The sequence below is a fragment of the Massilia sp. DWR3-1-1 genome, from assembly GCF_049898325.1.
Lineage (GTDB): Bacteria > Pseudomonadota > Gammaproteobacteria > Burkholderiales > Burkholderiaceae_D > JAFCUW01.
In genome coordinates, this window is sequence record NZ_JAFCXL010000015.1 from 103,497 (window position 1) to 118,424 (window position 14,928).

A 14,928-nucleotide genomic window follows, 5' to 3' on the forward strand; every position below is an offset into this window, starting at 1 on the left:
ATGGCAGCGTTCAAAGAAACCAAGTTCCCCGCCAATGCCCCCGTGGCCCAGAAAGCCGTCGGCTGGATCGATGACCGCTTCCCCCTGACGAAGCTGTGGAATGACCAGTGGGGCAAGTATTACGCCCCAAAAAATTTCAACTTCTGGTACATCTTCGGCATTCTCGCCACCTTCATCCTGGTGCTGCAGATCGTCACCGGCATCTTTTTGACCATGCACTACAAGCCGGACGCGGCGCTGGCCTTCAACTCGGTCGAACTGACCATCATGCGCGACGTGCCATGGGGTTGGCTGGTGCGCTACATGCACTCGACGGGCGCGTCGGCTTTCTTTATCGTCATCTATCTGCATATGACGCGGGGATTGCTGTACGGCTCCTACCGCAAGCCCCGTGAACTGCTGTGGCTGTTCGGCTTCGCCATCTTCCTGGCGCTGATGGCCGAAGCCTTCTTCGGGTATTTGCTGCCGTGGGGCCAGATGTCGTACTGGGGCGCCCAGGTGATCGTCAACCTGTTCGGCGCCATCCCCCTGATCGGGCCGGACCTGTCGCTGTGGATCCGCGGCGACTACGTGGTGTCGGACGCCACCCTGAACCGTTTCTTTGCGTTCCACGTCATCGCCATTCCGCTGGTCATCCTCGGCCTGGTGGCGGCGCACCTGATCGCCCTGCACGAAGTGGGCTCGAACAATCCGGACGGCATCGAGGTCAAAGACACCCTGGGCCCGGACGGCCATCCGCTCGACGCCGTGCCGTCGCACCCGTACTACACCTTCCACGACCTGTTCGGTGTGTCGATCTTCCTGCTGGTGTTCAGCGCGGTCATTTTCTTTGCGCCGGAAATGGGCGGCTACTTCCTGGAATACAACAATTTCATTCCCGCCGATTCGCTCAAGACGCCCACCCACATCGCGCCGACCTGGTATTTCACGCCATTTTATTCGGTACTGCGGGCCACCACGGCCGACTTCATGTACGTGCTGATGGGCGTGGTGGCCGCGTATGTCGTGTTCCTGTGGCTCAAGTCGCAACTGGCGTTCCTGACCAAGGTCGTGGTCGCCATCATCGGTCTTGTCCTGATCATCGGCATGCTGCCATCGGTGCTCGACGCCAAGTTCTGGGGCGTGGTGCTGTTCGGTTCCTCCGTCGTCATCATCGCCCTGCTGCCGTGGCTGGACCACTCGCCAGCCCGTTCGATCCGCTACCGTCCCACCTGGCACAAGTATGTGCTGGCCGTGTTCGGTTTGTCCTTCGTCATCCTGGGCTACCTGGGCACGCAGCCGCCCAGCCCCATCGGTGGCGTGGTGTCGCAGGTGTGCACCCTGCTCTATTTCGGCTTCTTCCTGCTGATGCCATGGTGGAGCACGATGGGCACGTTCAAGCCCGTGCCCAAGCGCGTCACGTTCCATGCGCACTAACCGCCGACACCAGAGACGAGGACCGACCATGACTTTTGTGAAAAAACTGATTGCAACGCTGTCGCTGGCCCTGTTGCCCGTCCTGGCCGTGGCCAGCGAGGGCGGTTTCACCCTCGACAAGGCGCCTGAACGGCCCAGTCTGTCGTCCCTGCAACACGGCGCCAAATTGTTCGTCAACTATTGCCTGAACTGCCATTCGGCGTCGGCCATGCGCTACAACCGCCTGAAGGACCTGGGCCTGAGCGAGGAGCAGATCAAGGGCAACCTGCTGTTCTCGGCCGATAAAACGGGCGACCTGATGACCACCGCCATGCGCCCGGCAGACGCCAAGGCCTGGTTCGGCGCGGTACCGCCGGATCTGTCCGTCATTGCCCGCGCCAAGGCGTCCTCGGGCGGCACCGGCGGCGACTATCTGTACACGTATCTGCGCACCTTCTACAAGGACGACACGCGCCCGACGGGCTGGAACAACATGGTGCTGCCCAATGTGGCAATGCCCCATGTCATGTGGCAACTGCAGGGCGTGCGTACCGTCAAGATGGTGGAAGAAAAAGACCCGCACGATCACAGCAAGATGGTGCACAAGTTTGCCGGTTTCGAACAAGTTACGCCGGGCACCATGACGGCCACCGAGTTCGACACGGCAACGGCTGATCTGGTGGGCTATCTCGAGTGGATGGCCGAGCCGGCCCAGAACACGCGCAAGCGCCTGGGCGTGTGGGTGTTGTTGTTCCTGTCGCTGTTCGTGCTGCTCACTTGGCGTCTGTCCGCGTCATACTGGAAAGAAGTCAAGTAATTACCGTATACTACCGAGCCAGCATTTCTCGCCCGCGGACTGTCGCGGGCGATCATTTTGGGGTGAGCGCTTGCGTATCACCCCCTTTGTTTCTAAGGAACTATAAACCATGATGGTTCTCTATTCGGGCACTACCTGCCCCTTTTCCCAACGCTGCCGCCTGGTGCTGTTCGAAAAAGGCATGGACTTTGAAGTCCGTGACGTCGACCTGTTTAACAAGCCGGAAGACATTTCCACGATGAATCCGTACGGCCAGGTCCCCATCCTGGTCGAACGCGAATTGATTCTGTACGAATCGAACATCATCAACGAGTACATCGACGAGCGTTTCCCCCACCCGCAGCTGATGCCGGCCGATCCGCTGATGCGTGCGCGCGCCCGCCTGATGCTGTTCAACTTTGAAAAAGAGTTGTTTGTCCACGTCCACGTGCTCGAAAGCGAACGCGCCAAGGCCAACGACAAGAGCCACGACAAGGCCCGTGCGGAAATTCGCGACCGCCTGACCACGCTCGCCCCCTTGTTCCTCAAGAACAAGTACATGCTCGGTGACGAGTTCTCGATGCTTGACGTGGCCATTGCGCCATTGTTGTGGCGTCTGGACCACTACGGTATCGAACTGTCGAAAACGGCGGCGCCGTTGATGAAATACGCCGAGCGCATTTTCTCGCGTCCGGCCTACATCGAGGCATTGACGCCTTCCGAGAAAGTCATGCGCCGTTAATTCGCGGCCCGCACGACGCTTGCACGCCGCTCTGCGACGCCAATTGGCGATTCAACGTAGACTGGCGTGCAATCCTGCATCCTTCGCACTTCCTGTTTTTGCTGAAAATTCAATCATGGCTGACATTTCGACCAAACCCTACATGCTGCGCGCCATCTACGAATGGTGTACCGACAGCGGCTTCACGCCTTACCTGGCGGTGAAGGTCGACGCTGGCACCACGGTGCCGATGGAATACGTCAAAAAGGGCGAGATTGTCCTCAACATCAGTTTCGGCGCCACCTCGGGCCTCAAGATGGACAACGACGCCGTCCACTTCCACGCCCGTTTCGGTGGTGTCTCGCGTGAAATTTACGTCCCGGTCAACAATGTGCTGGCCATCTACGCCAACGAAAACGGCCAGGGCATGGCCTTCGAAGTAGGCGCCCCCGGCACCGAAACGGCGGCAGCAACCAGCACCGAGGCCACCGGCCCGGCGCTCGCCTCGGTACCGAGCATCAACACCGACAAGCCGGCGCCGGCGCTGTCGACGGTCCCCGACGACAACGACGAGCCCCCCAAAAAAGGCGGCCGTCCCACGCTGACCGTCATCAAATAGCGGTATAATTTCGCCCACGCCGACTTAGCTCATTTGGTAGAGCAGTTGATTTGTAATCATCAGGTGGCCAGTTCGAAACCGGCAGTCGGCACCAAAAATATTCAATAAAATCAAAGGGTTACAGCGAAATCGTCTGTAGCCCTTTGCCGTTTTTGGAGTATTTGCTGCATTTCTGCTGCAATCATCCTCTCTCGGTCTAGCTATACCTCTGCTCCTCACCTCAACTATGGAGCAAGACATGGCAAGTATTCTGAATCGCGGTCCCCATCAATGGCAAGTCACCATACGTCGCAAGGGGTATCCACCCCAAACGAAAACTTTCGAAACGAAGAAACGGGCTGAAGCATGGGCCACTATCGTCGAATCCGAGATGGCTAGAGGGGTTTTCGCCGACCGGACTGAAGTGGAGCGCACTACGTTGGGCGACCTAGTCAAACGCTATAGCGAAGAAGTATCACCCACCAAACTCTCGTGTCGTACGGAACTGGTGACATCTCGCAGGTTATTGCGTCATCCCCTTGCACTCCGCCCACTTGCAACGCTGCGAAGTGTGGATTTTGCGCGGTACAGGAATCAGCGGTTGTCGGAGGGCGCAGCGAATGCCAGTGTAAGACTTGAACTGGCATACCTTTCTACTATGTTCAACACTGCCCGCAAGGAATGGTCAATTGAGGTCCGCAATTTTCTTGAGCAGGTGCGCAAGCCACCAGCGACACCAGGCCGAAAACGTCGCCTACTCGGTGACGAGGAAAGCAGGTTGCTAGCGGCGGCTCGTAAATCCAAGGCGCCAGCGTTCGAATTGTGCGTTATCTTAGCCATCGAGACGGGTATGCGCGCTGGAAATATCATGGAATTATGCTGGGAGGACGTCGACTTCGAGCATCATCTAATCTATGTGGAGCGAACGAAAAACGGTGATGAACTGGTTGCGCCGCTTTCAGAAAAAGCAGAGGCCTTTCTTAAGTCCTATCAGTGTCCCAGCAAGACCGGAAGAATCGCGACATTCTACGATTCAGCAGCATTGAGCGCCGCGTTCAGGGTAGCATGCGCGAAAGCTGGTATTAAAGGGTTGCACTATCATGATTTGCGACATGATGCCGCTACCCGCCTGGCCCCGCATGTAACGACAGCCACGTTAGCAAAGTTACTGGGCTGGAAAACGCTGCAGATGGCCATGCGGTACTACAATCCAACCCCAGCGGAACTCGTGGCTGAGCGCCGGGCGGCCGAATCTGCACGCGCTGTTGTTTAGCCGCCTAGGTGCGAAGTGTCCTACTAGGACACTTTTCCGGGTAGCCTTCGATGTGTGTGTAACCTGAGCACGTTGTTGGGCAAAGCGCCATGTTTTACTGGAAGCCTTAGGCTCTCGCAAAAAGTGTCCGACCCGGACACTTTTTACAGCGCTTAAACGTTAGAGACGTTATACCCAGTTATCCTTCGACGTTATAACCATTGGCTGCGTCATCGGTGAGCCCAATCGGTCAACAGCCCTACAACGAACCCGACGACTATGCCTCTTCGAGCTGTTAGTGAAACCGGTAATCTCCATGCATTCGAGTACGATGCGAGTGATTGGGAACACCTCAAGAAGTCATACCGTTCGATGGGGTTGCGGATGCCCTGTTGCCCGAGTTCGGCAATTCCCAAAACAAGCCAGTTAGGAACGCAATTTTTCGCACACTCCCGCGCTGGAATCTGCTCGACGGCGGCAGAAACGCCTGAACATCTTTACTGCAAGAAGCTTATTGCGCAAGCCGCCCAAGCAGGGGGATGGACCGTCATCACTGAAAAACCCGGCGCCAGCCCCACTGGTGAAGCATGGGTAGCGGACGTGTTTTGTGAAAAAGGTGCCGCTAAGGTTGCATTTGAGGTCCAGATGTCGCCGCAGACCCACGACGAAACGGTGCGCAGACAGCGTCGTTACTACGCATCAGGGATAAGAAGCGCTTGGTTTTATGGGAAAAAATTACGTCGGGATGCCGTTTTCTCCAATGTAGACACCCCGATATTCAGCCTGTCCGAAGTTGAGCTCAACAAAGAACCCACTATTGATAAGTATGGTGCCACGCTGTCTGAATTTGTAAGCGCGATGCTGACCAAACGGTTGGTTTGGACCCCAGTTGACTGGTCGCCGCCGTTCTACGTCGGCTACTTTCAAGGCGTTTGCGGAAAGTGCAAACGGCCGAACAAACTGACCTACGGGTATTCGGAATCGCTGGACGACATCGCGCATCGGTTTTTCTCTGGTACCGTCACTGCGGAGAGTATCGGCATCGCGTTGGCGCGTTTGCGGGACACCATCACAAATGATGAGCTCGAATATCGCGGACTAAATGGCGTTGTTACGGTTCACAAAAACCGTGGCCAAGTTGAGTACGTAAATTCTTATTGCCAGCAATGCAGGATGATTTTGTCCAACGAGAACTTGGCGAAACGAGTCAACGTGGCCCGACGCAGTGCCCCGTCGTGTATCGTTAGCGCTGACGGCGAACTGAATGGTCACCCTCTCGAGTTGGTAATAATTGACCGAAATACCGATAACAGCGGCTGCTGGACCCTAATCCCACAGACATCGAAATCCTAGTTTTTGTGGGCGCTTTTCGCGATGATGCCTCGTCAGCCGAACTAACTCGTCCCTTGCCCTTTGCGCGCCCATTAAATGCGCGGGCTTTTCGCCCACCACCGTTGCGACTACTTGGCCCGCGCCAAGATGGCCGGACTGACGTTGCCGTTGCCGTTGCCCCCGCCTGCGCCGACGCGTCCCTAAAGAGGCTCCTGTTTCCGGCAAGCGAACCATCGTCGGTGCTGCAACCGGCGACCTGCGCGACCGTGCACAACGCACTGCACGACAAGTGCGCCACACTGGCTATTTATTGACTAAACCGGCCAAGCTGCCGGCGTCACCGACGGCAGCACTGGCTAATCCGCACCTAGCAAATGTTCGTGTCCGTGCTGGTCGCCTCGAACTACGCCTACCTCGACGAGGCGACCTAGAGCCAAAAATTGCCGGAGTGAATATGCGGACACGTGCGCGCGCTCGATGTCGGTGGTTGCACCGAATTGTTGGTACCTGAAAATCTGCGCAGGGCATAACGAACACAACGGTTGCCTCGAACATGCCGCCAGCCCACCGCGAAGCGGCCGGCTGAACCACCCAGGCCTGACCGCGCGGGCAGAGGCCGCGGGCCCGCGCTGCCCGCTGCTGGTGGAACGTCTGATTGGCCGGGCGGCAGCATCCACAGAACGCGCTCCGTACGCTGTCGCTGTGCGATGCTCCGGCCTCCAACAGAATGTTCTGTCTTTGCGATAGCACTGACCGGCCAGCAGTCGTTCGTACAGCGCCCAGTCGAGTCCGCGCGCTGCCCGCGCAGTGCCAGCACTTTCCATTGCGCTCGCTTACCTCGTGCTCGACCAGCAGGTCAAGCCGTTCTTTGAAGCCAGGGTGGTCCAGGTCCAGCACACTCTGTTCGGCGTAGGTGCTAGCTATGCCCAGCGGCTTCAGGTGGGTCAGTTTGTCGTAAGTCGTGACTGGCCGGACCTGCGTGGGCGAGACCTGGCTGACGTGCGCGCTGGCCTATCAAGCCTGCTGTCAAGGAGACAGCGTTTTGTTACGTCCGGTTGCCCGTTTGCCGGATGAACTCGGCATTGGCCGCGCCGGTGGCCGCTACATGAAACTGCTCAAGCAGCTGACCAAGATAGTCGTGCTCTCATGCCAAGCCGTTAATGCATCGCCTAAAAGCGCCCCAAAGTAATTCTATAGACAAAAAACCGCCGCGGATTTTAAGGATGCTTTGTCCCGTCTGAACCAGGAAGCATCCCAAAATCCACGGCAATTCACATACGAGCAAATGCGGCGTCCAGCACAGCGTGTACGAAAGAGCCTCCGTCGGAGCTGCGCAGATGGGCGTAGTGCGCTTTTACCGTATCGACTTCATCATGAAGAACAGCTGCAGCGGCATCCCATGCGCCAGGAGCCTTTTTGAGAGTAGCGGTGCCCATGATGTAACGAAAACCATGTGCTCCAATACCGGGACAATCCCACAAGTATCGGCGCGTGACATAGAAAATTCGCCGGTTTAGATTTTTCCAGGTCCCAACGTAGCCAGCAGGCTTCTCGTCCAACGAGGACAAGAATACAAAATCCACCTTGTCCGCGTCCGGTAACATCGGACGATATACATTCAGGTACCGTTCGATGTCAACGGCCACAACGCGATTTACTGGCATATCGTAATCACGGCTCTTCGCCGCGCCTTTGGCGTTTTTGAACGCACGCTTGTCAATCCTGATGTACCAACTTCCATCGGGGCGACGATAGAGATTGCCAGTGTTGTTCGCGCAGTAAGTGAGCAACTTCATGTTCTTGGCGCGCAATGGGTTTGACGCCAGCAATTTGACGAGCAGGAGGTCTCGTGCCCAAATTGCCTCATCAATGCCGCCCGTGACCGGACGGCAGCTCTTCATTCGAGCGACCATGTCAGCAATGGCCTCCAGCGGGTCGTCAAGTTCGAGCACAGACTTGATGGGCGCCATTGGCTCTCTCGAATGCTCGATACCGGCCTCGCGCAGATTCTTTTTCATTTCCGATGCCCATGCATAAGCCTCACAACAGGCCTCATGCCAATCCCGAAGACTATCAACCGGCGGTAGCCTCAGCTGAAGTTCGGGCGTCTGCGTAAAGTAGCCATGTTCGGGGTGGTTGAGCGCTGCGACAAGTTTTGCAAAGTCGAGCACTCCGCCATGTACTTTGTCGCCGGCACGGGCAATCATCCATTTCATGTAACGATGAGCCATTCGTTTATTCGATAACCAAGCAAGAGTTTGGACGTCTGCACTGGCGATTTCGGCTCCGCCTTGCTCACATGGGCGCTGAAGCCACCCGAGGAAAGAGGTAACATGCCCCCAAACAATGCTTGCAGTAGGAACGTATTTTCCCTTGATGAAACAGTACCAGTTCCGGTCCGTTTGTCCCTCGGTAATTAGGTCCGTCGTAACCCACACTCCACGCGAATGCCGTCGTAGCTCCGGCAATTTTTCCGTCTTGTGTTCGACGAGATTTGTCCATTCTTGCACCAAGGTTTTGGAGAAGAGCTTTAAGCGATAGACGTCCTTGGTAGCGCAAGACAACCTCTTCCGATATGCAATTTCCACTGACGGTAGTTGTGCGGCAGGCTTAAAATACTGGCGCTCAAATGCCAATGTTGCAAGCGTATTAGGTTCCAAAGCAAAAAACCGTTCAAGGCGCTTCAGTGAGGGAACCGCGCGGGGATTGGGTAACGCTCCTCTTACCCATCCGCCTAACGTCCCCTTAGATATGCCGGCGGCGCGTGCTAATGCGGCTACTGTCGTTTCGCTTTTCGCGAGCAGTTCGTTCAAAGCAGACTGAAATGGAGACACGCTATTTGACGTAGCGGCTGCGATGCGGTCAAGGTGCGTGACGAGGGAGCACCACTTCCCCATCAGGCTTTTACGATTGGCGATGTAGCCTTTTTCCCGGCCTTCAGCTTGGAGCTTTTCAACATGAAGTCGCAGGTTTCGGTAGTACGAGCGACGCAACAACGAGCCGATAGTGCTTTCCTCACGCACATCGAAGCTCGCCAGAAAAGCCCGAAGGGCGGATTTAAGATTGGGCAAAATGGCGAGCGAGACTTCCCCATTCGCCGCACGCTGGTCCATTCTCTCCGAGAGCTCTCGGAACGTAAGTGTTGAATCTGCAGACATACATTTTCTTCGTGTGCCTGCCCGAGCTCCTTGGATTGGTCGCCGCTGCGAGTTATTAAGAGCGACTGGTATGAGCAAATTATCCACTATCGTAAGCCGTTGAAAAGTAAAGAATAAACGCTAACTCTATCAGACATCTCCTTGGTAAGAGATATGCTCTATCGTTCATTATTTTCCAAATTCATACCTTAATCCGGAGCCGGGCATCGTTGACTCGCACACCGTATAGCTCCAATACAGGACCATGAAAGGCTCGGTACTTGCGGACCTACAAAGCTTGGAGCAGCACCAAAGCCGCACAGACATTGCGGCGAACCGAATTCTATAAGGGGTTGTACCTTGCAAGCGCCGGACGCAGCTGCCGGCTCCTTTAACGGCATCGCGTTAAAGGGAGGGAGCAGATAATAATTTCCGAGTATCGCTACTGGCCCTCCTTGGCTGCCCTCGACGCAAACCTGACGGGTTCAACTGTCTTTTTGATGTTCAGTCCGAAGAGCAAAAGCACACTATCCTTCAGGGTATCGCGTTGGTATATTGACTCCCTGTCGAGGGGAACGTCGGGCAGCCAGGCGGGCAGCCGCCAGCTATAAACTTACCGCTCATGAACTTTTCGCGTGGGAACCATCTCTGCTGACCTTAGTCGAAGTTTCCCCTTTACAGTCCAGCGCCTTAAGAGGTCCTTTGCGCGAATGGCGCCTCGCCGGATTCCAAATCCCACTTGCTCAGCTAACCAGACTACAAGGTCTATAACTACTAGGAGGGGCTTATATACAAAAAAACTGCCTCCTTTCTAAGGCAGATATTTACATTGATAGCTGACTGACCGATGTGGATGTCAAGTAAAAGCGATGCGGAGGCCAAGTGTAGGCGTTGTGGAGGCAAAGTAAAGGCGATGTGGACGCCAAGTTGTTTACATCTCGCACAAAAAAATTATCTATTAACGTTCTCAGTCATTTTTCATTGAATAGGCCGTCAACAGCGGCCCACCAGAGAAACATGGTCACGCGCTGGGTGCTGGCGCGCCTGCGCCACCAACGCTTCTTCAGCCTCAACGAACTGAACTGGTCGCTGAGCACGCTCGCCGACCTGAACCAGCGGCCCTTCAAGAAACTGCCCGGCTGCCACGCCAGCGCCTTCGCCGAGATGGACCAGCCGGCCCTGCGCCCGTTGCCCGAGCTCGCCAACGAGTACGCCGAATGGAAAGTGGTGCGGGTCGGCGTCGACTACCACGTCGAGGTCGATGGCCACTACTACTCCGTGCCGTGCCAGCACGCGCGGGCCCAGGTCGACGTGCGCATGACGCGCACGACGGTCGAGGTGTTTCAACGCGGTCAGCGCATCGCCAGCCACGTCCAGTGTGCCTTCAAGGGCCGCCACACGACGGTTGCCTCGCACATGCCGCCGGCGCACCGCGAAGTAGCCGGCTGGAACGCGCAAACGCTCGCCGCGCGGGCCGAAGCCGTGGGGCCGCGCTGCTCACTGGTGGAGCGGCTGCTGGGTCAGCGTCAGCATCCGCAGCAGGCATTCCGCAGCTGCCTGGGTGTGCTGTCGCTGGGGCAGAAGTACGGCATCGGCCGGCTGGAGGCAGCCTGCGCCCGCGCGCTCAATCACAGCGCCGTCGGCTGGAAGAGCGTACAGGCCATCCTCAAGAATGGCCTCGACCTGCAACAGCAGGACGCGCAGCGCACGCTCGACCTGCCCGAGCACGAGAACCTGCGCGGCGCGGCCTACTATCAGTCGAGCCAGATTCACTAAAAAAAAATAAACGATATATACAGTTTGAATCGATAGCGTGATACGCCGCCAATCGGTGGCGTGCCACCTCGTGAACGGATGACCGATGTTAAACCACTCGACCTACGACGAACTAACTCGCCTAAAACTGTTCGTTTAGCATGGCGCGCGCATTCGCCGACCAAAGCGCGCTGAACCTGGACCATCTCGGTTTCGAAGAACGGCTTGGCCTGCTGGTCGAGCACGAAGTGAGCGAGCGCGATGGCAAGGCGCTGGCGCTGCGCCTGCAGCGGGCCAAGCTCAAGCCCAACACGGCCGCCGAAGACACCGATTACCACCACGCGCGCGGACTAGACACAGCGCTATACCAAAGGCTGTTGGCCGGCTTGTGGCTACAGGAGAAGCAGAACGTGCTGCTGACCGGCGCCACCGGCGTGGGCAAGACCTGGCTGGCCTGCGCGCTGGCGCACCAGGCTTGCCGCATGGGTCGCAGCGCCTATTACGTACGTCTGCTGCGCCTCCTCGACGAACTGGCCATCGGCCGCGCCGATGGCCGTTACATGAAGATGCTCAAGCAACTGGCAAAAATAGACATGCTTGTGATTGACGATTGGGGGCTTGTCGTGCTCGACGACGCGCACCGGCGTGACCTGCTGGAACGCTCAGTCCATTTTCAAGAATGGCCGAGACCTGGCGTCATTGAGACCTTGCTAATCGCTCGGCGAAGTCGGTCGACGTACGCGCGCATCGACCGCTTTCTGGTTAAGCGAACCGTGTTTATATTTCTCGGAAGATATTGAGATTTGGTGAAGCACAGCGCGGTCGCGGCAAACTGTGGACGGACTGCCTTCAAGGGGCCCGTGCTTAGAATGGCAGTTGGGCTTGCATTCCTCACTGCGTTGCCAGATACTCATTGACCTCGCCCGCCCGCGACCGCCACCTGCCTCCACCTTGGCAAGGGTTCGCACGGGCGTGCCATGAGATGGCAGTATATTGAGACCAAACCCGGAGCGCGACGTGGCACCATCAGAGCGATTTGAAGAATTTGACGGCGTCGTCGACTATTCACACGGGACGACCAACACCAACGCTTCGTTTGGCCAGTCCAGACAGCACGGGCGGGCGCCCCGGTCGACCACGCATAGCCAGGCAGGTGCTGCCACGGACGCGACAATCTCGTCACTAACAAAGGCCGAACTCGCCGACCTCCTATTCGAGCAGGTAGGCCTGAACAAACGCGAGGCCAAAGACCTGGTCGATACGTTTTTCGCTGAAATCAATTCCGCGCTTGAACGCGGCGAGTCAGTCAAGCTAACCGGGTTTGGTAATTTCGAATTGCGCGACAAGACGTCCCGTCCAGGGCGCAATCCAAAGACCGGTGTGGAGGTCCAAATACCCGCGCGGCGCGTGGTCACTTTCCACGCCAGCCAGAAGCTCAAGGAAATGGTCGACGCCGCCGCCCCTTCAACACCGCACCAGCACCACGAGCGATAGTCCCAATGGCCATAGCATATAAATGGCAGTTCGCTCCCCGCTTCCGCCGTGCGGCGTTTGGCTGGAAGTCGACCACGCCCATCCAGCGCATCAAAGAAGCGCTCGTTGAAATCAAGGCCATCGCGAAGAAGGAGCCTATCCTGGCCGCCGATGGCGCAGTGCTGTTCCTGGAGAAGCTGGCGCCGGCGATTGAGCAGGTTGACAGTTCCTCGGGCGGCATCGGGAGCGCCGTCAACCGCGCCATCGAGACCCTCGTGCCAATCATCTCTAAGGCGGACGTCAACCGTACGGTGCGAGAGAAATGGCTCGACCGACTCTGGGACGCTCTCCAAGAGGACGACATGCCTTACCTCGAGCACTTGGGCGAGTTCTGGGGTGAGCTGTGCATGACGCCCGAAATTGCATCCAAGTGGGCCGATTACCTGTCGCCGACGTTGACCACAATGTGGGACCATTGCGCGCGTAGTGGGGAGTATGGATACTTTAAGGGCACGAGCGCGTGCCTAAGCGCGCTTTATTCCGCCGGCCGGCACGATGAGTTGCTCGCATTAATCGCGAAGTCCGAGTATCGGTACAAGTCGTGGCACAACAGAGTTTGGGGTGCAAAAGCCTTGGCCAAGGCAGGGCGATGGGAATATGCGATTCAATATGCTGAGGCCTCCAAGGGGCTTAACGCTCCCTTGATGGCGATTGCGGCGTTCTGCGAGGGTGTCTTGCTGGAGGCGGGGTTCGCGGATGAGGCGTACGTGCGCTACGCGGTTGAAGCGACGTACGCGACGACCAATCTGGCCACATTCAAAGCCATGGTAAAGAAGTACCCGGACAAGCCGCGGGAGACCATTTTGCGCGACTTGGTTGCGAGCCAGCCGGGTCAGGAGGGGAAATGGTTTGCCGCGGCAAAGGATGCGAAATTTTTCGAGCTTGCCATTGAGCTGGCGAACAAGAGCCCGTCAGACCCGCGGACGCTGATACGTGCCGCCAGGGACTTCGCAGTGGAGAGACCCGAGTTTGCGCTGGCGGCTGGCATGACCGCGCTACGCGGTATCACCAATGGGTGGGGCTACGACATTACGGGCATCGACGTGCTGGACGCGTACGCGGCAGTGTTGGCGGCGGCCGGGGCGGCGGGCGTGGATGAGGTTGTGGTCAGGGCGGATGTGCAGTCGTTGATTTCGGCGAACCCAGGTGGCGGGGAATTCTTCGGTCGGATGTTGAGCAGCAAGTTGGCCACCTAAACTACCTCATCGGCGCTGGAGAGTCTTCACCTACCGTCCGCTCGGGACCGGCCATTCATCGCGCCGGCGACGAACAGAAGTATTACTGGCCGAACTACCTTGCTCACTTGATGAGCTCTACAACGGCCGTGAGTACCGCCGCTATCAAGCGGCGCGGCCGGGAGCGCTAATGTATATTTCCGCTGCGCTTTGAGGGAAACTGATGGCGAATAAAATTTACACACTCCAATTCATACCATGCGACTATGGATTGGCAGAAATCCCTTCCTTGTCTCGCGGTGGACGTTGCCATTACGTCAAAATCTGCTCGTGATTGGTCTAGCCCATCGCTGCGCGACGTAACATACCCATGAATCGATGTGTTCCTGGCCTGCCGCCATTCATCAATCGCGGTAAAAAGCTCGATAGGCAATTCTTGGTACGCTTTATCGTTAGTCAAAATTTTATTCAACAGAGTATGAAAAGACGGATTCGTAAGACGGACGCCAACGTTATCTAAAAAGTTAAATAAGCAATTACTCACGAGACACTCTTCTAAAGTGATAGCTTCTAAGAAATATCCATCATTAATTGCTGCTTCAATTCTATTTAATGCCGCTTGATATGATGCATGACGCGCCTTCAGCAGTTCCTCGGCTTCGTCAAAGTCGATGTTTTTTCTACTCGAAAGATGGAGTGCTTCAAACAGCGAATATCCTTTTTCTGCAATTCCAGCCTTGTCAATTCTCTTCTGAAATGCATAAAAGGCATTGTGATAGCCGTTTATGAACGCGTGAACTGCAAGCCAATCCTCTTTAACCCATGCAAAGTATTTGCCCCCTTCAGCTGGTTCCGGAATGCGCATCAAGTCGTGACCGATGCCATAAATCCAGATGTGCGATACGTGGATAAGCGCGGAGGGATGAATGCAAGTCTTGGTTTTTTCGGGAAAGATGTACGCCATATCTGGAGTCCAGTCCGATATTCTCTGATGCTGGATGTAGCGATTGGCGCCCGTGGGACCTAGAGTTTCTCGGATGATGTCCAGCAATAGCAGATACACATCCCTTGGCTGCGGAGAAATTTCAAGGATTCCATCGAAGCCGAAGCAATGCGATAAATAGACGCAAAATGGCTCCAGCTCTAACCGGCCGTCCTCTCTGATGTAGCGGTACTCTAGTATTGCATCAAAGAATTCCTGCCTTTGTTCTTGTTCAGCTTCCTTCATATCTCA

At 56.5% G+C, this 14,928-nt stretch carries 13 protein-coding genes and 1 tRNA gene; 12 read left to right on the top strand and 2 right to left on the bottom strand.

Annotation, left to right across the window (positions count from 1 at the left end; genetic code table 11):
• The 8 genes from ACP7EY_RS16615 (at position 1) to ACP7EY_RS16650 (ending at position 7,283) form a co-directional block, all read left to right on the top strand.
• On the top strand, positions 1-1,416 hold the full coding sequence (locus tag ACP7EY_RS16615; protein WP_426195509.1) for a cytochrome b: 1,416 nt from the start codon (positions 1-3) through the stop codon (positions 1,414-1,416).
• A 28-nt stretch (positions 1,417-1,444) separates the two neighbouring features.
• Positions 1,445-2,212, top strand: a complete 768-nt coding sequence (locus ACP7EY_RS16620; RefSeq protein WP_426195511.1) for a cytochrome c1 — start codon at positions 1,445-1,447, stop codon at positions 2,210-2,212.
• 109 nt (positions 2,213-2,321) lie between these two features.
• Positions 2,322-2,933 carry a glutathione S-transferase N-terminal domain-containing protein gene (locus ACP7EY_RS16625; protein WP_131424820.1) on the top strand — a complete coding sequence of 204 codons (612 nt, stop codon included), beginning with the start codon at positions 2,322-2,324 and terminating at the stop codon, positions 2,931-2,933.
• A 115-nt stretch (positions 2,934-3,048) separates the two neighbouring features.
• A complete protein-coding gene (locus ACP7EY_RS16630; protein ID WP_426195513.1) occupies positions 3,049-3,531 on the top strand; it encodes a ClpXP protease specificity-enhancing factor in 483 nt (160 codons plus the stop codon).
• An 18-nt stretch (positions 3,532-3,549) separates the two neighbouring features.
• Positions 3,550-3,625, top strand: a tRNA-Thr gene (locus ACP7EY_RS16635).
• Between the two features lie 144 nt (positions 3,626-3,769).
• Positions 3,770-4,783 carry an integrase gene (locus ACP7EY_RS16640; RefSeq protein WP_426195515.1) on the top strand — a complete coding sequence of 338 codons (1,014 nt, stop codon included), beginning with the start codon at positions 3,770-3,772 and terminating at the stop codon, positions 4,781-4,783.
• A gap of 258 nt (positions 4,784-5,041) precedes the next feature.
• Positions 5,042-6,115 carry a hypothetical protein gene (locus tag ACP7EY_RS16645; RefSeq protein WP_426195516.1) on the top strand — a complete coding sequence of 358 codons (1,074 nt, stop codon included), beginning with the start codon at positions 5,042-5,044 and terminating at the stop codon, positions 6,113-6,115.
• Positions 6,116-7,055: 940 nt separating this feature from the next.
• Positions 7,056-7,283 (top strand): ATP-binding protein, encoded by a 228-nt coding sequence (locus ACP7EY_RS16650; protein ID WP_426195518.1) that lies wholly within the window; start codon positions 7,056-7,058, stop codon positions 7,281-7,283.
• Between the two features lie 82 nt (positions 7,284-7,365).
• Here ACP7EY_RS16650 and ACP7EY_RS16655 read toward each other — a convergent pair whose 3' ends face one another.
• Positions 7,366-9,207, bottom strand: coding sequence for a hypothetical protein (locus ACP7EY_RS16655; RefSeq protein WP_426195520.1), 1,842 nt, complete (start codon positions 9,205-9,207; stop codon positions 7,366-7,368).
• A 1,041-nt stretch (positions 9,208-10,248) separates the two neighbouring features.
• Between ACP7EY_RS16655 and ACP7EY_RS16660 the strand changes: the two genes are divergently transcribed.
• The 4 genes from ACP7EY_RS16660 (at position 10,249) to ACP7EY_RS16675 (ending at position 13,715) form a co-directional block, all read left to right on the top strand.
• Complete coding sequence (locus ACP7EY_RS16660; protein WP_426195522.1) at positions 10,249-11,007, top strand: Mu transposase domain-containing protein; 759 nt, start codon at positions 10,249-10,251, stop codon at positions 11,005-11,007.
• A gap of 140 nt (positions 11,008-11,147) precedes the next feature.
• Positions 11,148-11,786 (top strand): ATP-binding protein, encoded by a 639-nt coding sequence (locus ACP7EY_RS16665; RefSeq protein WP_426195524.1) that lies wholly within the window; start codon positions 11,148-11,150, stop codon positions 11,784-11,786.
• Between the two features lie 217 nt (positions 11,787-12,003).
• Positions 12,004-12,480 (top strand): integration host factor subunit alpha, encoded by a 477-nt coding sequence (locus ACP7EY_RS16670; protein WP_426195526.1) that lies wholly within the window; start codon positions 12,004-12,006, stop codon positions 12,478-12,480.
• 5 nt (positions 12,481-12,485) lie between these two features.
• Positions 12,486-13,715: a hypothetical protein gene (locus ACP7EY_RS16675; RefSeq protein WP_426195527.1), complete on the top strand. Its 1,230-nt coding sequence runs from the start codon at positions 12,486-12,488 to the stop codon at positions 13,713-13,715.
• A 166-nt stretch (positions 13,716-13,881) separates the two neighbouring features.
• On the opposite strand, the gene ACP7EY_RS16680 is transcribed toward ACP7EY_RS16675, so the two are convergent.
• Positions 13,882-14,922, bottom strand: a complete 1,041-nt coding sequence (locus ACP7EY_RS16680) for a hypothetical protein (protein WP_426195529.1) — start codon at positions 14,920-14,922, stop codon at positions 13,882-13,884.
• Positions 14,923-14,928: the final 6 nt, after the last annotated feature.